14 protein-coding genes, 1 tRNA gene and 1 riboswitch are annotated in these 13,972 nt (G+C 69.3%); of the genes, 8 read left to right on the top strand and 7 right to left on the bottom strand.

The features are described from left to right. Positions 1 to 409 precede the first annotated feature (409 nt). Both Vgi01_RS18680 and Vgi01_RS31445 read left to right on the top strand, forming a co-directional pair. On the top strand, positions 410 to 1,105 hold the full coding sequence (locus Vgi01_RS18680) for an ElyC/SanA/YdcF family protein (RefSeq protein ID WP_373306995.1): 696 nt from the start codon (positions 410 to 412) through the stop codon (positions 1,103 to 1,105). Beyond that, the gene (locus Vgi01_RS31445; RefSeq protein ID WP_373306998.1) at positions 1,071 to 1,280 is read left to right on the top strand and encodes a DUF6924 domain-containing protein; all 210 of its coding nucleotides are present in this window, start codon (positions 1,071 to 1,073) and stop codon (positions 1,278 to 1,280) included. Before Vgi01_RS18680 ends, Vgi01_RS31445 begins: the two co-directional genes overlap by 35 nt. Before the next feature lie 107 nt (positions 1,281 to 1,387). Here Vgi01_RS31445 and Vgi01_RS18675 read toward each other — a convergent pair. Beyond that, positions 1,388 to 1,461: transfer RNA gene (locus tag Vgi01_RS18675), tRNA-Gly, on the bottom strand. A 213-nt stretch (positions 1,462 to 1,674) separates the two neighbouring features. Here Vgi01_RS18675 and Vgi01_RS18670 point away from each other — a divergent pair. Further along, entirely contained in the window at positions 1,675 to 2,691 is a 1,017-nt protein-coding gene (locus Vgi01_RS18670) for a zinc metalloprotease (protein ID WP_102657703.1), read from the top strand. Between the two features lie 67 nt (positions 2,692 to 2,758). On the opposite strand, the gene Vgi01_RS18665 is transcribed toward Vgi01_RS18670, so the two are convergent. Then, positions 2,759 to 3,304, bottom strand: a complete 546-nt coding sequence (locus Vgi01_RS18665) for a pyridoxamine 5'-phosphate oxidase family protein (protein WP_102657702.1) — start codon at positions 3,302 to 3,304, stop codon at positions 2,759 to 2,761. A gap of 75 nt (positions 3,305 to 3,379) precedes the next feature. Here Vgi01_RS18665 and dcd point away from each other — a divergent pair, with 75 nt between their 5' ends. Further along, the gene (dcd, locus tag Vgi01_RS18660; protein ID WP_013730777.1) at positions 3,380 to 3,958 is read left to right on the top strand and encodes a dCTP deaminase; all 579 of its coding nucleotides are present in this window, start codon (positions 3,380 to 3,382) and stop codon (positions 3,956 to 3,958) included. 58 nt (positions 3,959 to 4,016) lie between these two features. Here dcd and Vgi01_RS18655 read toward each other — a convergent pair whose 3' ends face one another. The 4 genes from Vgi01_RS18655 to Vgi01_RS18640 all read right to left on the bottom strand — a co-directional run bounded on the left by Vgi01_RS18655 (position 4,017) and on the right by Vgi01_RS18640 (position 9,381). After that, on the bottom strand, positions 4,017 to 5,057 hold the full coding sequence (locus tag Vgi01_RS18655; RefSeq protein ID WP_204291862.1) for a C40 family peptidase: 1,041 nt from the start codon (positions 5,055 to 5,057) through the stop codon (positions 4,017 to 4,019). A 12-nt stretch (positions 5,058 to 5,069) separates the two neighbouring features. Beyond that, positions 5,070 to 5,203, bottom strand: a riboswitch (cyclic di-AMP (ydaO/yuaA leader). A gap of 173 nt (positions 5,204 to 5,376) precedes the next feature. Continuing rightward, a complete protein-coding gene (locus Vgi01_RS18650; RefSeq protein WP_102657754.1) occupies positions 5,377 to 6,390 on the bottom strand; it encodes a C40 family peptidase in 1,014 nt (337 codons plus the stop codon). Positions 6,391 to 6,644: 254 nt separating this feature from the next. Then, entirely contained in the window at positions 6,645 to 8,843 is a 2,199-nt protein-coding gene (locus Vgi01_RS18645; RefSeq protein WP_102657700.1) for a (Fe-S)-binding protein, read from the bottom strand. 274 nt (positions 8,844 to 9,117) lie between these two features. Then, on the bottom strand, positions 9,118 to 9,381 hold the full coding sequence (locus tag Vgi01_RS18640) for a cell division protein CrgA (RefSeq protein WP_102657698.1): 264 nt from the start codon (positions 9,379 to 9,381) through the stop codon (positions 9,118 to 9,120). A 223-nt stretch (positions 9,382 to 9,604) separates the two neighbouring features. On the opposite strand from Vgi01_RS18640, the gene Vgi01_RS18635 reads away from it, so the two are divergent. From Vgi01_RS18635 to Vgi01_RS18620, 4 genes are read left to right on the top strand one after another with little or no spacing between them, the layout of a single operon-like run. After that, a complete protein-coding gene (locus Vgi01_RS18635) occupies positions 9,605 to 10,402 on the top strand; it encodes a DUF881 domain-containing protein (RefSeq protein ID WP_102657697.1) in 798 nt (265 codons plus the stop codon). A 53-nt stretch (positions 10,403 to 10,455) separates the two neighbouring features. After that, the gene (locus Vgi01_RS31620) at positions 10,456 to 12,276 is read left to right on the top strand and encodes a class E sortase (RefSeq protein ID WP_204291861.1); all 1,821 of its coding nucleotides are present in this window, start codon (positions 10,456 to 10,458) and stop codon (positions 12,274 to 12,276) included. Next, the gene (locus Vgi01_RS18625) at positions 12,276 to 12,578 is read left to right on the top strand and encodes a hypothetical protein (RefSeq protein WP_204291860.1); all 303 of its coding nucleotides are present in this window, start codon (positions 12,276 to 12,278) and stop codon (positions 12,576 to 12,578) included. The genes Vgi01_RS31620 and Vgi01_RS18625 overlap by 1 nt, the downstream gene beginning before the upstream one ends. A 5-nt stretch (positions 12,579 to 12,583) precedes the next feature. Beyond that, positions 12,584 to 13,234: an aminodeoxychorismate/anthranilate synthase component II gene (locus Vgi01_RS18620; RefSeq protein WP_013730769.1), complete on the top strand. Its 651-nt coding sequence runs from the start codon at positions 12,584 to 12,586 to the stop codon at positions 13,232 to 13,234. Between the two features lie 14 nt (positions 13,235 to 13,248). On the opposite strand, the gene Vgi01_RS18615 is transcribed toward Vgi01_RS18620, so the two are convergent. Next, positions 13,249 to 13,932 (bottom strand): SanA/YdcF family protein, encoded by a 684-nt coding sequence (locus Vgi01_RS18615; protein WP_239089045.1) that lies wholly within the window; start codon positions 13,930 to 13,932, stop codon positions 13,249 to 13,251. Positions 13,933 to 13,972 lie beyond the last annotated feature (40 nt).

Genomic DNA, 13,972 nt, shown 5'->3' with positions numbered 1-13,972 from the left:
AGCCCTGGCTGGGACTGTCGTCCTGACCAGGGCCTTTGACCGTGGATCGGGTGACGGGAATCGAACCCGCACTGCCAGCTTGGGAATTGCCGATCTCCGGCAGGCCACCGGCTTGACAGCGAGGTCTCGGCAGTCTGCCGTGGCCTCGATTGGCCCCTACTCTCCTCGCCCAATGGCACGCCGGGTTGCTCCCTCGACGGCCGGCGATGGGTGGTGACGGCACCGCCAGTCTGCGAAGTGGTGCGGGTAGTTCGGGGGTGGGGGTGGCGAGGGCGCGCAGCAGCAGCGGGCCCACGGAGTCAATGAGGGCTGAAAAGATCGCATGCATGGTCTCCCTACCTCAACCCGACGACCTGGTGTCCCTGGTCTTGCGCATCGGCCTTCACGACGGCCCGGCCGGGGCGGCTCGGTGAATCCCAACAAGGCAACGCCTCGGGTTGTGGCGGAAGAGGATCTAGCCGGGTTCACAGCCGATCAGTTCCTGGAGGTCATGAAAGTCCTCACAGTGATCCTGACCTTGCCCCAATCAGCGGCCGACCACGTGGACGCGCTCGTGGTAGCCACCGGCCAGGGCGAAGAATGGCGTCTCACTCATGCGATCCGCAACTGGGAGACGAACCCAACGCTCCGCCACCTTCTAGTAGCGAACGGGAACCCGGATGAAGAGACCTACGTCGAGATCACGCTCGACTACCTACGGAGCCTCGGCCTTCGTCGCATCAACGGGGTATACATCCAAGCCGAGCCAGCCCCCAACACCGGCTTGCAGGCTGCGTGGATCGTCGACCAGGTCCACGCCCGCGGTATCACCAGCCTCGCGCTCGCCGTCTCGCCCTACCACTTGGCCCGCGCCTACCTCACGGTCCTCAGAGCATTCACCAGGAGCGGACTTCGCCTCCCGATGGTCCCGCTACCCGTGGCCGTTCCCCCTGATACGCCCGTCCCGGAAACCGGAGCGACGGCCTACGACCTCGTACCCGGCGAGATCAAACGCATCCTCAACTACATGGACAACGGATGGGTCGCCACGCCGGAGGAAGTGCAGCAGTACCTACAGTGGCTTTGGCGCCATCACAGAGCCCTCCTCGTCACGACCCCGATCTGAAGCAGGCGTAGACCGTCCAGCCTCTCTGTGCGACGAGCCGGGCCGCACCTTCCGGGTACCACCCCGCTGGTACGCCGAGGTCTCGGCCAACCTCTCCATCGCGAACATGGACTTCGCCGACTTCGCAGACTCCGTCGACGCTTCCGGCGTGTTCCAGGGCTTCGAGCGGGCCTGAGCGCCCAACGTGAGCTAATGGCACGCCAATGACACGTCACATGATCGTTGACCTTGAAACATTGAAGGCCCTGACCGGGACTCGCGTCCTGATCAGGGCCTTTCGCGTGGAGCGGGTGACGGGAATCGAACCCGCACTGTCAGCTTGGGAAGCTGATGTTCTGCCATTGAACTACACCCGCAAGCGGGACCACTGTACCTGAGTCACTGCCCCCGTGCACCCAGGCACCCCGCTCGCCATCCGACCGGCGGGCCGCCCCATGGGCCGGCAAGAAGTTTCACCCCAGCAACATATGCCCATTCTCAAATCTATCGATGGGTTGTAACGTCTGCCCCACGTTTTCCGCACGGCGCGACACAACCCCCCGGTCGCGTCGACAGAAAGAGGTGGGCTTATGGGACTCCGTCCCGTCCTGCTGAACCGGCGCCTCGCCGGCATCGCATCGACGTCACTGGTCATGGCGCTCGGCCTGGTAACGGTGGGCGCGCTGCCGGCCGCCACCATCTCCGCCAGCCCGGCGCTGGCCGCCGGGCACGGGCATGCGCACGCCGACGAGGAGTGCGCGGAACCCACCGGCAGCGCGGCCCGGGTCCGCGGTGGCGGCGTCCTCGTGCACGACCCGAACGAGCTGACCAAGAGCCAGGTCCTCCAGCGGGAGGCCGAGTTCGCCGACCTGCTCCAGGAGCGGGCCAAGCGGGTCGGTCAGCGTTCCCTCGGCACCCAGGCCGCCGCCGCGTCGGTCACCATCCCGGTCGTGGTGCACGTGATCCGGAAGGACACCACCCGCGCCGGCGGAAACATCCCCGACTCGATGATCCAATCGCAGATCAACGTGCTCAACCAGGCGTTCAGCGGCGCGACCGGTGGGGCGGCGACCGCCTTCGCCTTCCAGTTGCAGAGCATCAACCGGGTCACCAACACGTCGTGGTACCCGATCCGGCAGGGCACCACCGCCGAGCGGCAGATGAAAACCCAACTGCGGGTCGGCGGCAAGAACACGCTGAACATCTACCTGGGAGCACTGAGCAACAACCTGCTCGGCTGGGCGACCTTCCCGCAGCGCACGCTGAACAGCATGGACGGCGTCGTGGTGCTGAGCGAGTCGCTGCCCGGCGGCACCGCCACCAACTACAACCAGGGCGACACCGGCACCCACGAGGTCGGTCACTGGCTGAACCTGTACCACACCTTCCAGGGCGGCTGCTCCGGCTCGGGTGACCAGGTCTCGGACACCCCGGCTGAGGCTTCTCCGGCGAGCGGCTGCCCGACCGGTCGGGACACCTGCTCCGCCCCGGGCCTCGACCCGATCACCAACTTCATGGACTACTCGTACGACTCCTGCATGTACCAGTTCACTCCGGGCCAGGCCAGCCGCATGATCAGCGCCTGGAACACCTACCGGGCCGCCTGACGCGAGCCCTTCGGCGCGTACCGTCTCCGGTGCCGGTCCCGTTCGACGGGGCCGGCACCGGCTGGTGTCAGGCGGCGCAGCGGGCGCGGCGGGCGGAGTGGGCCGCCAACGACGCGGGCCGCTGCGCCTGCGGGGCGGTGGCTGTCGGATCGAGCCAGACCTGGACGGCCGGCGTCCCGCCGTGCTCGCCCGGCACGTCGGAGTTGGCGTGGCCGCGGCGGCTGAGCATCGCGACCTCGATCGTGAACTCGAACAGTCGCCAGTCGACCTGGGGCGCTGCTCGGGCGGCAAGCGCCAGGCGCGCCACGGTGGCGTCGTCGGTGACCGGCCAGGCCCGACCGGCGACGTAGGCCTCGTCGTCGCTCTCCTCCGGCGGGAAGGAGTGCAGAGCGTAGCGGCCGTCGCGTTCCAGGTCGCGCCGCTTCGGCGAGTCGACCACGAAGCAGTAGAGACCGTCGTCGGTGATCACCGGGGAGACCGGGTGCACCCGGGGCCCGCCGTCGGCGCGGACCGTGGCCAGGTAGCCGAAGCCCGGGCCGTACTGCTGCATGAGAAGGCGGATCTCGTCGGCGAGTCGAGGCTCGTCAGCGGCGAATTCGGACCAGGAAGCCATGTCGACATCTTATCGAACATACGTTCTAGACAGGTAGCGCGACACGCAGGTCAGCCATATCGGTATGGTGTGGCGATGCTGCTCTCCGACCGCGACCTGGTCTCCGAGATCAAGGCGGGCACGCTCGCGCTGGAGCCCTTCGAGCCCACGCTGGTGCAGCCGTCCAGCATCGACGTACGCCTGGACAAGCTGTTCCGGGTCTTCAACAACCACCTCTACACCCACATCGACCCGGCGACCCGGCAGGACGACCTGACCTCGCCGGTCGAGGTGCCCGACGGCGAGCCCTTCGTGCTGCACCCGGGCGAGTTCGTGCTCGCCTCCACCCTGGAGGTCATCTCCCTCGGCGACCAGTTGGCCGGCCGACTCGAAGGCAAGTCCAGCCTGGGGCGCCTCGGCCTGCTCACCCACTCCACCGCCGGCTTCATCGACCCCGGCTTCTCCGGGCACGTCACGCTGGAGTTGTCCAACGTGGCGAACCTGCCGATCACCCTCTGGCCCGGCATGAAGATCGGTCAGCTCTGCATCTTCCGGCTCTCCTCGCCCGCCGAGCACCCGTACGGCTCGGCTGTCTACGGCTCCCGCTACCAGGGTCAGCGCGGGCCGACGCCGAGCCGGGCCTGGCAGAACTGGCGCACCTGGCCAACCCGCTGACCACACCAACACCAGACCCACGCCTCCGGCAGGACCACGCCAACGCCGGGACCACCCCTCAGCCGGGTCGGCCGAAGCTGTGGATGGGGCTGGTGTCCATCCGTTTCATCTTCACCGGCTGACCGGCGCGGGAGGCGTGCACCACCCAGCCGTCGCCCACGTACATGCCGACGTGGTGCAGATCCCGGTAGTAGAAGACCAGGTCACCCGGGCGTAGCGCGCTGCGGCTGACCGACGCGGTGACCTGACGCTGCCGGGCCGCGTTGTGCGGTAGCGCCACCCCGGCCCGCGCCCAGGCGGCAAGCATCAGACCCGAGCAGTCGTACGCGTTCGGTCCCTCGGCTCCCCACACGTACGGCTTGCCGATCTGGGCGCAGGCGAACTTCACCGCCACCCCCGCCGGCCCGCCCGGATAGCCGGCCGGGCAGGGCGCCGGGCGCAGCGGGCCACCGCCTCCGTTGCCGTACGCCCGCAGCCGGAGCCGCTGCAACCGGTCGATCTCGGCGTCGATCTGGCGTCGCTTCTGCCCGAGCTCGGCCTCCGTACGGGTCAACTGGTCGATGGTGCGTTCCAGCCCGGCCTTGGCGGTGGTGAGTTCGTCGCGCAGTTCGCTGGCCTCGCGTACGTCCTGTTGCTGGAAGTGGGCGTAGCGGTCGAGCAGGCCGATCTGCTCCACGACCTCGCCCGGCGACCTGCTGCCCAGCAGGACGTTGACGGCACCGACCGTGCCGCCCTTGTACGCCCGCGCCGCCAGCGCGCCGACCCGGGTCATCGCCGCGTCGACCTGCTGCTCAAGCGGTGCGATCCGAGCGGCCAGGGCGTCGGCCTCCCGGCGTTTGCCGGCGAGATCCTGCCGGGTGGCGTTGTGGCGTTCGATGAGTGGTTCGAGCCGGTTCCAGTCCGCGTCGATCTGGCGCTCGATGGCGTCGACCGTCGGCTCGGCGTGGGCCGCCGTCGCGCCGCCGGTCAGCATGACGGCGGTCGCGGACAGAGCGGCGAGTGCGGTGGTGCAGCGGTACCAGCGGGATCGCGGCGCAGCCGTCGTCGGGCCGGACGGTGCCGGCCGTGCTGACAGTGGCCGCGGGGCATGGTGTGCCACCGGGCTCCGTACTCCTTCTTCCCGTACCGCCTACCGGGTTAGCTGACGGGTTCGGGCGGGAAGGGAGCGCCCTACCGCGATGATCGCGGATTCACCCCGGGAACCTGGGTCCCCGGCTCGCGCAAGCGACTCGGCGGTGTCGGACCGTCACCGCCCCTGGTGGACGGAACTGCCATCGGGCCGACGATTGCCCAGCGTAGGGACGATCCCCGTCGATACGCAACACATCCACGCCATCACTCACGGTGCACAAATCCGACAACGGACAGGGCCCTCGGTCGCTTGACCGAGGGCCCTGGTGATGTTCCTGTGTGCTCGCTCAGCCGGGTCGACGGAAGCCGGCGACCGGCATCGTGGTGATCGGTGAGACGTTCACCGGTTTACCTGCTCTGGGTGCGTGCACCATCAAATTGTTGCCCAGATAGAGGCCGACGTGACTCAGGTCACTGCGGAAGAAGACCAGATCGCCGGGGCGGGCCTCAGACCTGGAAATCGCCTTGCCCTCGTTCCACTGCGCGCCGGTGAAGTGCGTCAGGTAGATGCCGGCGGCCTTGTACGCGTACTGGGTCAGGCCGGAGCAGTCGAACGAGTTCGGGCCGGTGGCACCCCAGACGTACGGCTTGCCGACCTGGGCACAGGCGACCTTGATGGCGGTCCGGGCCGCCGCGCTGACCACCCCGTTGATGGTCGGGCAGTTGGTGGTCTTCACCGTGGTCACCGGCAGCGACCGCTCAAGTTGCTTGATCTTGGCGTCGATCTGCTTCTTCTTCGCCGCCAGCTGCTTTTCCTTCGCCTCCTGGTCGGCGATCAGCGCGTCGAGCTTGGCCTTCTGGGTGTCGTACTTCTTGCGGACCTTCATCACGCTCTCGAGCTGCTGGCGCTCGTACGCCGCCAGCCGCTCCAGCATGGTCATCTGCTCGCCCAGCAGGTCCGGCTTCGCGTTCAGCAGCATCGCGCCGATTTCCTGGGACGGCCCGTTCACGTAGTACCGCGAGGCCAGGTCCGCCACCCGGTTCATGGCCAGCTCGGCCTCCAGGGCCAGCGGCTGGATCTTCTTCTGCAGGTCGGCCGACTTCTTCCGGTTGACCTTCAGCTGCGACCGCACCTTGTTGTACTGCTCGATGGTGGGCTCAAGCTGCTGCCACTGCTTGTCGATCTGGCGCTCGATCTCCTCCACCGAGGGCTCGGCGTGCGCGGGGGCGGAGAGCAGGCCAGCGCCGACTGCGGCGGCGGCCACCAGGACGAGCAGACGGTGAGCGGCTCTCCGCAGGCCACCTGGACGGCTCGACCGTCCGGGCACGTGACGATGGAGGGGCATGGTTGCCACCGGCAGCGACTCCTTTGCAACCGACCGCCGGGTGTCCCGCGGGCGGTAGAGGGGCGGAACAGACGACCTACAGCGGTCGGTGCCCAACATTAGGGAAGGCGACGGTCGGAATCAAGGCGACCAACGACCGATTCACGTTTGCGCAACCGGCTGCGCACAAAGGGTGTCGATCATTTCGTTATAGTCACACCAGTAAATATGAATACGGGGTACGACGGACCACGCGAGCCCGCCGTACCCCGTAGGTGTTCAAGCCTTGCTCAGCTGCCGACCGGCTCGCCCTCCTCGGCGCCCCGGGCCTGCTCGGGCCGGACCGACCGCAGTAGGACGCTCGCCACATCGACGACCTCGACCTGCTCGCCGGCGCCCTTGCCGTTCACTCCGTCGGTGAGCATCGTCGAGCAGAACGGACAGCCGACGGCGATGGTCTTGGCCCCGGTGGACATGGCCTCCTCGACCCGGTCCACATTGATCCGCTTGCCGATCCGCTCCTCCATCCACATCCGCGCGCCACCGGCGCCGCAGCAGAAGGAGCGCTCGCTGTTGCGCGGCATCTCGGTGATCTCGCCGGCCCCCAACGCACTGCCCAGCACCTCACGCGGCGGCGTGAAGACCCGGTTGTGCCGCCCGAGGTAGCACGGGTCGTGGTACGTGACACCGCCGTCGACCGGCTGTACCGGGGTGAGCTTGCCGGTGGCGACCAGATGCGCCAGCAACTGGGTGTGGTGCACCACCTCGAACTCGCCGCCGAGCTGGCCGTACTCGTTGCCCAGGGTGTTGAAGCAGTGCGGACAGGTGGCGACGATCTTCCGCTTGGCCTTCTCGCGGCCGGAGAACGCCTCGTTGAGGGTCTCCACGTTCTGCTGGGCGAGCATCTGGAAGACGAACTCGTTGCCGATGCGGCGGGCCGGGTCACCCGAGCAGGTCTCGCCCTCACCGAGGATGGCGAAGGAGACGCCCGCCTCGTTCAGCAGCGTGGCCACCGCGCGGGTGGTCTTCTTGGCCCGGTCCTCGAACGCACCGGCGCAACCCACCCAGAACAGGTACTCGAAGTCGTCGACCTCGCCGACCCGCGGCACCTCGAAGTCGAGGCCCTTGGTCCAGTCCTCCCGGGTGTTCTGCGGCGCACCCCAGGGGTTGCCCTTGTTCTCCAGGTTGCGCAGCATCACGCCGGCCTCGGAGGGGAAGCTCGACTCGATGAGCACCTGGTAACGCCGCATGTCGACGATGTGGTCGACATGCTCGATGTCCACCGGGCACTGCTCGACACAGGCACCGCAGGTGGTGCACGACCAGAGCACGTCCGGGTCGATCACGCCGCCGGCCTCGGCGTCGCCGATCAGCGGCTTCTCCGCCTCGGCGAGCGCCAGCACGTCGACGTGGGCGAGCTGCGCGGCGGTGGCCTTCTCCTCGCCGGTGAGGTCCTTGCCGCCGCCGGCCAGCAGGTAGGGCGCCTTGGCGTACGCGTGATCCCGCAGGCTGAGCACGAGCAGCTTCGGCGACAGCGGCTTGCCGGTGTTCCAGGCCGGGCACTGTGACTGGCACCGACCGCACTCCGTGCAGGTGCTGAAGTCCAGCAGGCCCTTCCAGGTGAACTGCTCGACCTGAGCCACCCCGAACTGGTCCTTCTCGGGGTCGGCCTCCTCGAAGTCCAGCGGCTTGCCGTCGCTCATCATCGGCCGCAGCGGGCCGAGGCCGGAGCCGGCCGCCCCCGGCTTGCGCTTGAAGAAGATGTTGGGGAAGGCCAGGAAGCGGTGCCAGGCCACACCCATCGTCACGTTCAGCGAGATCACGATGAGCCAGGTCATCGAGATGGCGATCTTGATGAGGGCGGCGACGCTGACCCCGGACTCCCAGTCCGGCAGCGCCGACCCGACCGCGTGGCTGAGCGGGGTGGCCCAGGTCGGGTACTCGAAGTGATCGGTGGCGACCTTGAAGCCCCGGATCAGGAAACCCATGATCAGTACGGCGAGGACGACCGCCTCGACGAAGTAGCCCTGCCACATCGTCGACCCGGTGAACCGCGAGCGGCGACCGGCCTTCGTGGGCCGGTTGGCGAGCCGGATCGCGATCAGCACCACGATGCCGACGATGCCCAGGATGCCGATCCACTCGGTGACCAGGCCGTAGAGCGCCCAGCCGCCGATCAGCGGCAGCCCGCCGGTCGGGGACACCACCTCGAAGTACGCTTCGAGCACCAGCAGCGACAGCACGATGAAGCCGACCATCACGAACCAGTGCGCCGCGCCGACCACGCTCCAGCGCAGCATCCGGGTGTGCCCGGCGGTCTCCGCGAGCATCGTTCTGGTGCGGCTGGCCTTGTCGTCGAACCGGGACGGGTCGGGCTGACCCAGCCGGATCACGGCCGTCATCTGCATGACCGCGCGCACCGCAAGCCACACCGCAACGGCGGTGATGGCGGCCGCGAGGATCGTGGTGACGATCTGGACGCTGCCCATCGAGTTGGCCTCCCGGTCTGCTGCCTGGCGAGCGGCTCGGCGACCGGGTCAGAGGTGCGTACGCGACCTCAGCCGCCGCGCACCTCGAACCGGACCGGTCGATGACCTTCCCGCTCGGTCATGCAGTGCAGCCTACGCGCAAGGTTACCCAGCAGTAACGTGAGTCTTCTCGCACCTGGGCCGCGCCGCCCTGCGCCCACCCTAGGAGGCAGCCACAGCATCCGCGCGACGGGGCCCTCGACGACTCACCCGGCGCTGCCGGGTGAGCTGTGGATCAGCGCCAGCGCGACAGCAGGATCAGCGAGCCGACCATCGCGCCGAAACCCACCGCCAGGTTCCAGTACCCCAGCTCCATGACCGGGTACTCCTGCTCGGAGAGGTAGTAGACCACCAGCCAGCCGATGCCGAACACGATCAGCGACACCGCGGTGACCGGCAGCCACATCGGGCTGGGCTTGCGCGTCGCCGCTGTCGCCGCCGGGCGGACGTCCGTGGGCGGGGTGTACACCTTCTTCTTGCGGACCTGAGACTTGGGCACGACGCTCTCCAGAGGGGTTACGACCTCGTCCGGCCTGCAACCGGGCGCGAGGGCGACGGTCCATGGCCAATAATGTTCGAGAGCTAGCGTAGTCCGGAAGCCCCGCTCAATCCACGAATGGGGGCCAGCCCGTTGCCCGGCAACCTGGGAAACGGACCACGGACGAGGGCCACCGGACCGTACGGATGCGGTCGTCGGGGCCGCAGACAGGGGGAAACGGGTCGTGGAGTACACGTCCGGCGCAGCCTCGTGGCAGAAGGTCCTGCGGCGACTCGTCGCCGGCCTGCTGCGGCGCGGGCGGCGGCGACGCCCTGGCTGGTCGATCGGCGTACCGCTGATCGCCGCCGCCGCTGGCCTGCTCTTCACGACCACGGCCACCACCGCCGGCGGCACCGCCCTGCGTGAAGACCGCCGCCCTCAGCTCACCGAACTGATCGAGGACCGCCGGGAGCGGGTGGCCGCGAACGAGGAGCGAGCGGCGACGCTGCGCCGGGAGGTCGAGAGCCGTACGACCGACCTCGCGGACTCGGACACGCCGATCAAGGAGCAGCAGGAGCGGGCCGCGGAGAACATCGCGGTCGCCGGCTTCACCGCCCTCACCGGTCCCGGGCTGACGGTCGAGCTCAACGACGCGCCGCAGCTCGGCAAGCTCCCCGAAGGGGCCAGCAACGACGATCTCGTCGTGCACCAGGGCGACGTGCAGGCCGTGGTGAACGCGCTCTGGGCCGGCGGTGCCGAGGCCATGTCAATCATGAATGTCCGCGTTCTGGCGACCAGCGCGGTACGCTGCGTGGGTAACACCCTGCTGCTGCACGGCCGGGTGTACTCCCCACCTTTCAAGATCGTGGCAATTGGCGATCCCGGCGCGCTTCGAGCGGCCCTCGCCGCTTCCGAGGGAGTCCGGTGGTTCAGGAACGCGGTGGAGAACTACCAACTCGGTTACTCCGAGCATGCTTCCACGGTCACCGTGCCCGCATTCGAGGATTCCACCACCCTGCGCTCGGCAACGGTGCCAGAGTGAGGCCGTCATGCGTGATCTAGTCATCAGCACGGTGCCGGGGTCGAAGCACTGTCATGAGTGAGCGTCCCGACGGTCGCCACCGCGACCAGGCCGACGAGGCGACCGCCTTCCTGCCTCGCGTCGACCGAGCCGAACCGACCCCCACCCGTTCGGCCAACGCCTGGCCCGAGCCGGTGCCGCCGCGTCCGTCCGCCCCGGCGCGCAACGACGGCCCGCTGCAGAACACCGGCGTACCGCTGCCGTCGGGCCAGCCGGACATCCCCGTCGGGCCGACACCCTGGCGCGGAGCGTTCGAGCCGAGTCGGCCGACCGACACCCCCCAGCCGCCCGCGAGCGCCGCGTTCACGCCGCAGCGACCCCAGAGCGGCCCGTCCCCTCAGGCCGCACCGCAGCCGCCGAGCGCGCAGCAGTGGCCCACCACGCCGTACCGGCCCGACGGGCGACAAGCGCCCACCGCACCGCAGGGGCCCATCGGGTCGCAGGGGCCGACGGCACCGCAAGGGCCCACTGCACCGCAAGGGCCGGTGCCATCGCATGGGCCGGTGCGGTCGCACGGGCCAACGGCGTCGCATGGTTCCGGTGCGCCCCCGGTGGGTGCCACCTCGGGGCAGGGGATGCCGAGCGGACAAGCTTCGAGTGGTTGGTCGGGCGATGGTCCGACCGCGCTGATGCCCAGGATCGGGGACGCCGCCGCGGCACCGCCCCCGGCTGCGGGCGGCGGCCGGCCGGTGGAGCCGAGCCGTCCTGGCCAGAACTCGACCGCCCCTGCGCCACAGGCCGGCCCGCCGGCTGGCTTCGCAGCGTCCGGCCCTCAGCCTGGTTTCGCAGCGTCCGGCCAACCGGCTGGTTTCGCAGCGTCCGGCCAACCGGCTGGTTTCGGAGCGTCCGGCCCTCAGCCGGCCCGCAGCGGGCCGCACCAGCAGACCGGGCCGGGCGGCGACGGGCGGGCCGACGAGGCGGCCACCGCCCTGATTCCGGCGGTTGCCGGCGTCCGGCCGGGCACGCCGCCCGCGATGGATTCCACCGCCCTGATGGGTGCGGTACCCCGAGCGCCCAAGGTCGACGAGCCGGCTGGCGACCAGCCGGCCGAGCCGCCCAGGCCACGCCGGGGCGACCGGGTGGTGCAGTTGCGGGCGGAGCAGACGGGCGAGGGCTACAAGAGCGTCTACTCGGAGCTGACCCGCCCGTCCTTCTGGTCCCGCGTACGCACCGGTCTGCGTTTCGGCGGTGAGCTGCTGATCACCTTCGGCCTGGTGGTGCTGCTCTTCGCGGGCTACGAGATCTGGGGCAAGTCGGCGATCGTCGACGCTCACCAGGACGAACTGAGCCAGCAGTTGGCGCAGGCCTGGGGGCCCGAGGGCGACCCGACTGTGGCCCCCTCGGCCACTCCCTCCGCCTCCGCCTCACCCAAGCCGCCGGTGCAGGGCAAGCCCATCGCCGGTCTCTTCATTCCGAAGTTCGACAAGGAATGGATCGTGGTCGAGGGCGTGACCCAGAAGGACATCCGGTACGCCCCGGGCCACTACCCGGAGAGCGCCATGCCGGGTCAGGTGGGCAACTTCTCCGTCGCCGGGCACCGCAACCGGGCCACCTTCTGGCGTCTCGACGAGCTTCGCAAGGGCGATCCGATCATCGTCCAGGACCGCGACCAGTGGTACGTCTACCAGGTGACCGAGAATCTGATCGTCAAGCCGCACCAGGTCGAGGTGGTGGCCCCGGTTCCCGGACGTCCGGGGGACAAGCCGACGAAGCGGATGCTCACCCTGACCACCTGCAACCCGAAGTTCGACAACTACGAGCGGTTGATCATTCATGCGGAGTTGACGCGTACCCAGTCGAAGGACCAGGGACGACCGGCTGAGCTGGGGACCTGATGTACGGGTGGATCTGGCGCAAGCTGCCGTTCGGGCTGCCCGGCAAGCTGATCGGCAGCCTGCTGCTCGCCACCACGGTGGTCGCGCTGCTCTGGTACGTGGTCTTCCCCTGGGCCGGACCGCTGCTGCCCTTCACCGGTGAGGACGTCCAGGTCACCCAGCAGGACTCCGAGGTGCCGGGCGCCCCCGGTGACGTGGAGCCCGGCACCGATCCGGCCGACGAGGCCCCAGCGGGCGACGAACACGATCTGCCGTACGACACCGACCGGAACAACTCCCCACCCCCCGACGAGGACGAGTGAGACCGATGCGCGTCCTGGTGATCGACAACTACGACTCGTTCGTCTTCAACCTGGTCCAGTACCTCGGCCAGCTCGGCGTCGAGTGCGACGTACGGCGCAACGACGAGATCGACCTCGCCGAGGTGGGCCGGCTCGGTGAGGCCGGTGTGCTGCTCTCGCCGGGGCCCGGCAGCCCGGATCGCGCCGGCATCTGCTTGGACGTCATCCGCGAGTACGCCGGCAAACTGCCGATCTTCGGTGTCTGCCTGGGGCACCAGGCCATCGGCGAGGCGTTCGGTGCCACAGTCACCCGGGCACCGGAGTTGCTGCACGGCAAGACCTCGCAGGTCCACCACGACAACAGCGGAGTTCTCGCCGGGCTGCCCGATCCGTTCACGGCAACCCGCTACCACTCCCTGGCGGTGCTGCGCGAGACGCTGCCGGACGAGCTGGAAGTCACCGGCTGGACCGAGTCCGGCATCGTGATGGCGATGCGGCACCGCACCCTGCCGATCGAGGGGGTCCAGTTCCACCCCGAGTCGGTGCTCACCGAGGGCGGCCACCTGATGTTGGCGAACTGGCTCGCCACCTGCGGTCACCCGGAAGCCCTGGATCGCGCCCCGGCACTGGCCGCCGAGGTGGACGCCCGCCGCCTGGCCGCCTTCGCCACCACCTGAGCCGCAGGGCGGGCTCAGTCGGTCAGCGCGTCGGTGACTCCCGGGTGTGCCGGCGAGTCGACTGCGGCGGGCCGGTTGCGGATCACGTCCCAGGCGGCCTTGCCGCTGGCGAAGTAGTCCCGTATGGCCTTCTCCACCAGCAGGCCGGTGCCGCAGCTGGTGCAGCGGGCGGGCACCCCGTCGGCGTCCACGCCCAGCTGCCGGCAGAGTGTCACCGCCCGGGACAGGTGGTAGGACTGGGTGACGATCAGGGCCCGCTCGACCCCGTACACCTCCCGCGCGCGGCGACAACTGTCGTACGTGTCCAGGCCGTACGGGTCGGCGACGATGCGCTGCGGATCGACGCCGAGCTGCTCGGTGAGGTGAGCCGTCATCGCCGCCGTCTCGTCACCGGAGGCACCGTGCCCGTCGCCGGAGACGAGGACCACTCGGGCCCGCTGCTGGCGCACCAGTTCGGCGGCGGTCTCCAATCGGCCCGCCAACCGGATGCCCGGTTGGCGTCCTTCCTCGGTCACCGCCGTGCCCAGGACGATCACCACGTCCGCGACCGGTGCCTCATCGACGGCATGGACATGGCCGTACGCGGCGACTGTCGTCCATACCCACGGCAGGCTGGTGAGCAGGAGCAGCAACAGCCCCGGGACAGCGATCCGGCGCACCGGTCGCCAGCGACCCCGCCGACGCACCGGCACGGTCACCGGCGGATCGTCCGGCACCCGCGCCGCAGGATCGCCGGCT

This window comes from Micromonospora gifhornensis (assembly GCF_016863515.1).
Lineage (GTDB): Bacteria > Actinomycetota > Actinomycetes > Mycobacteriales > Micromonosporaceae > Micromonospora > Micromonospora gifhornensis.
The sequence above is the reverse complement of the archived record's forward strand: the minus strand, read 5'-3'. Positions and strand labels throughout refer to the sequence as shown.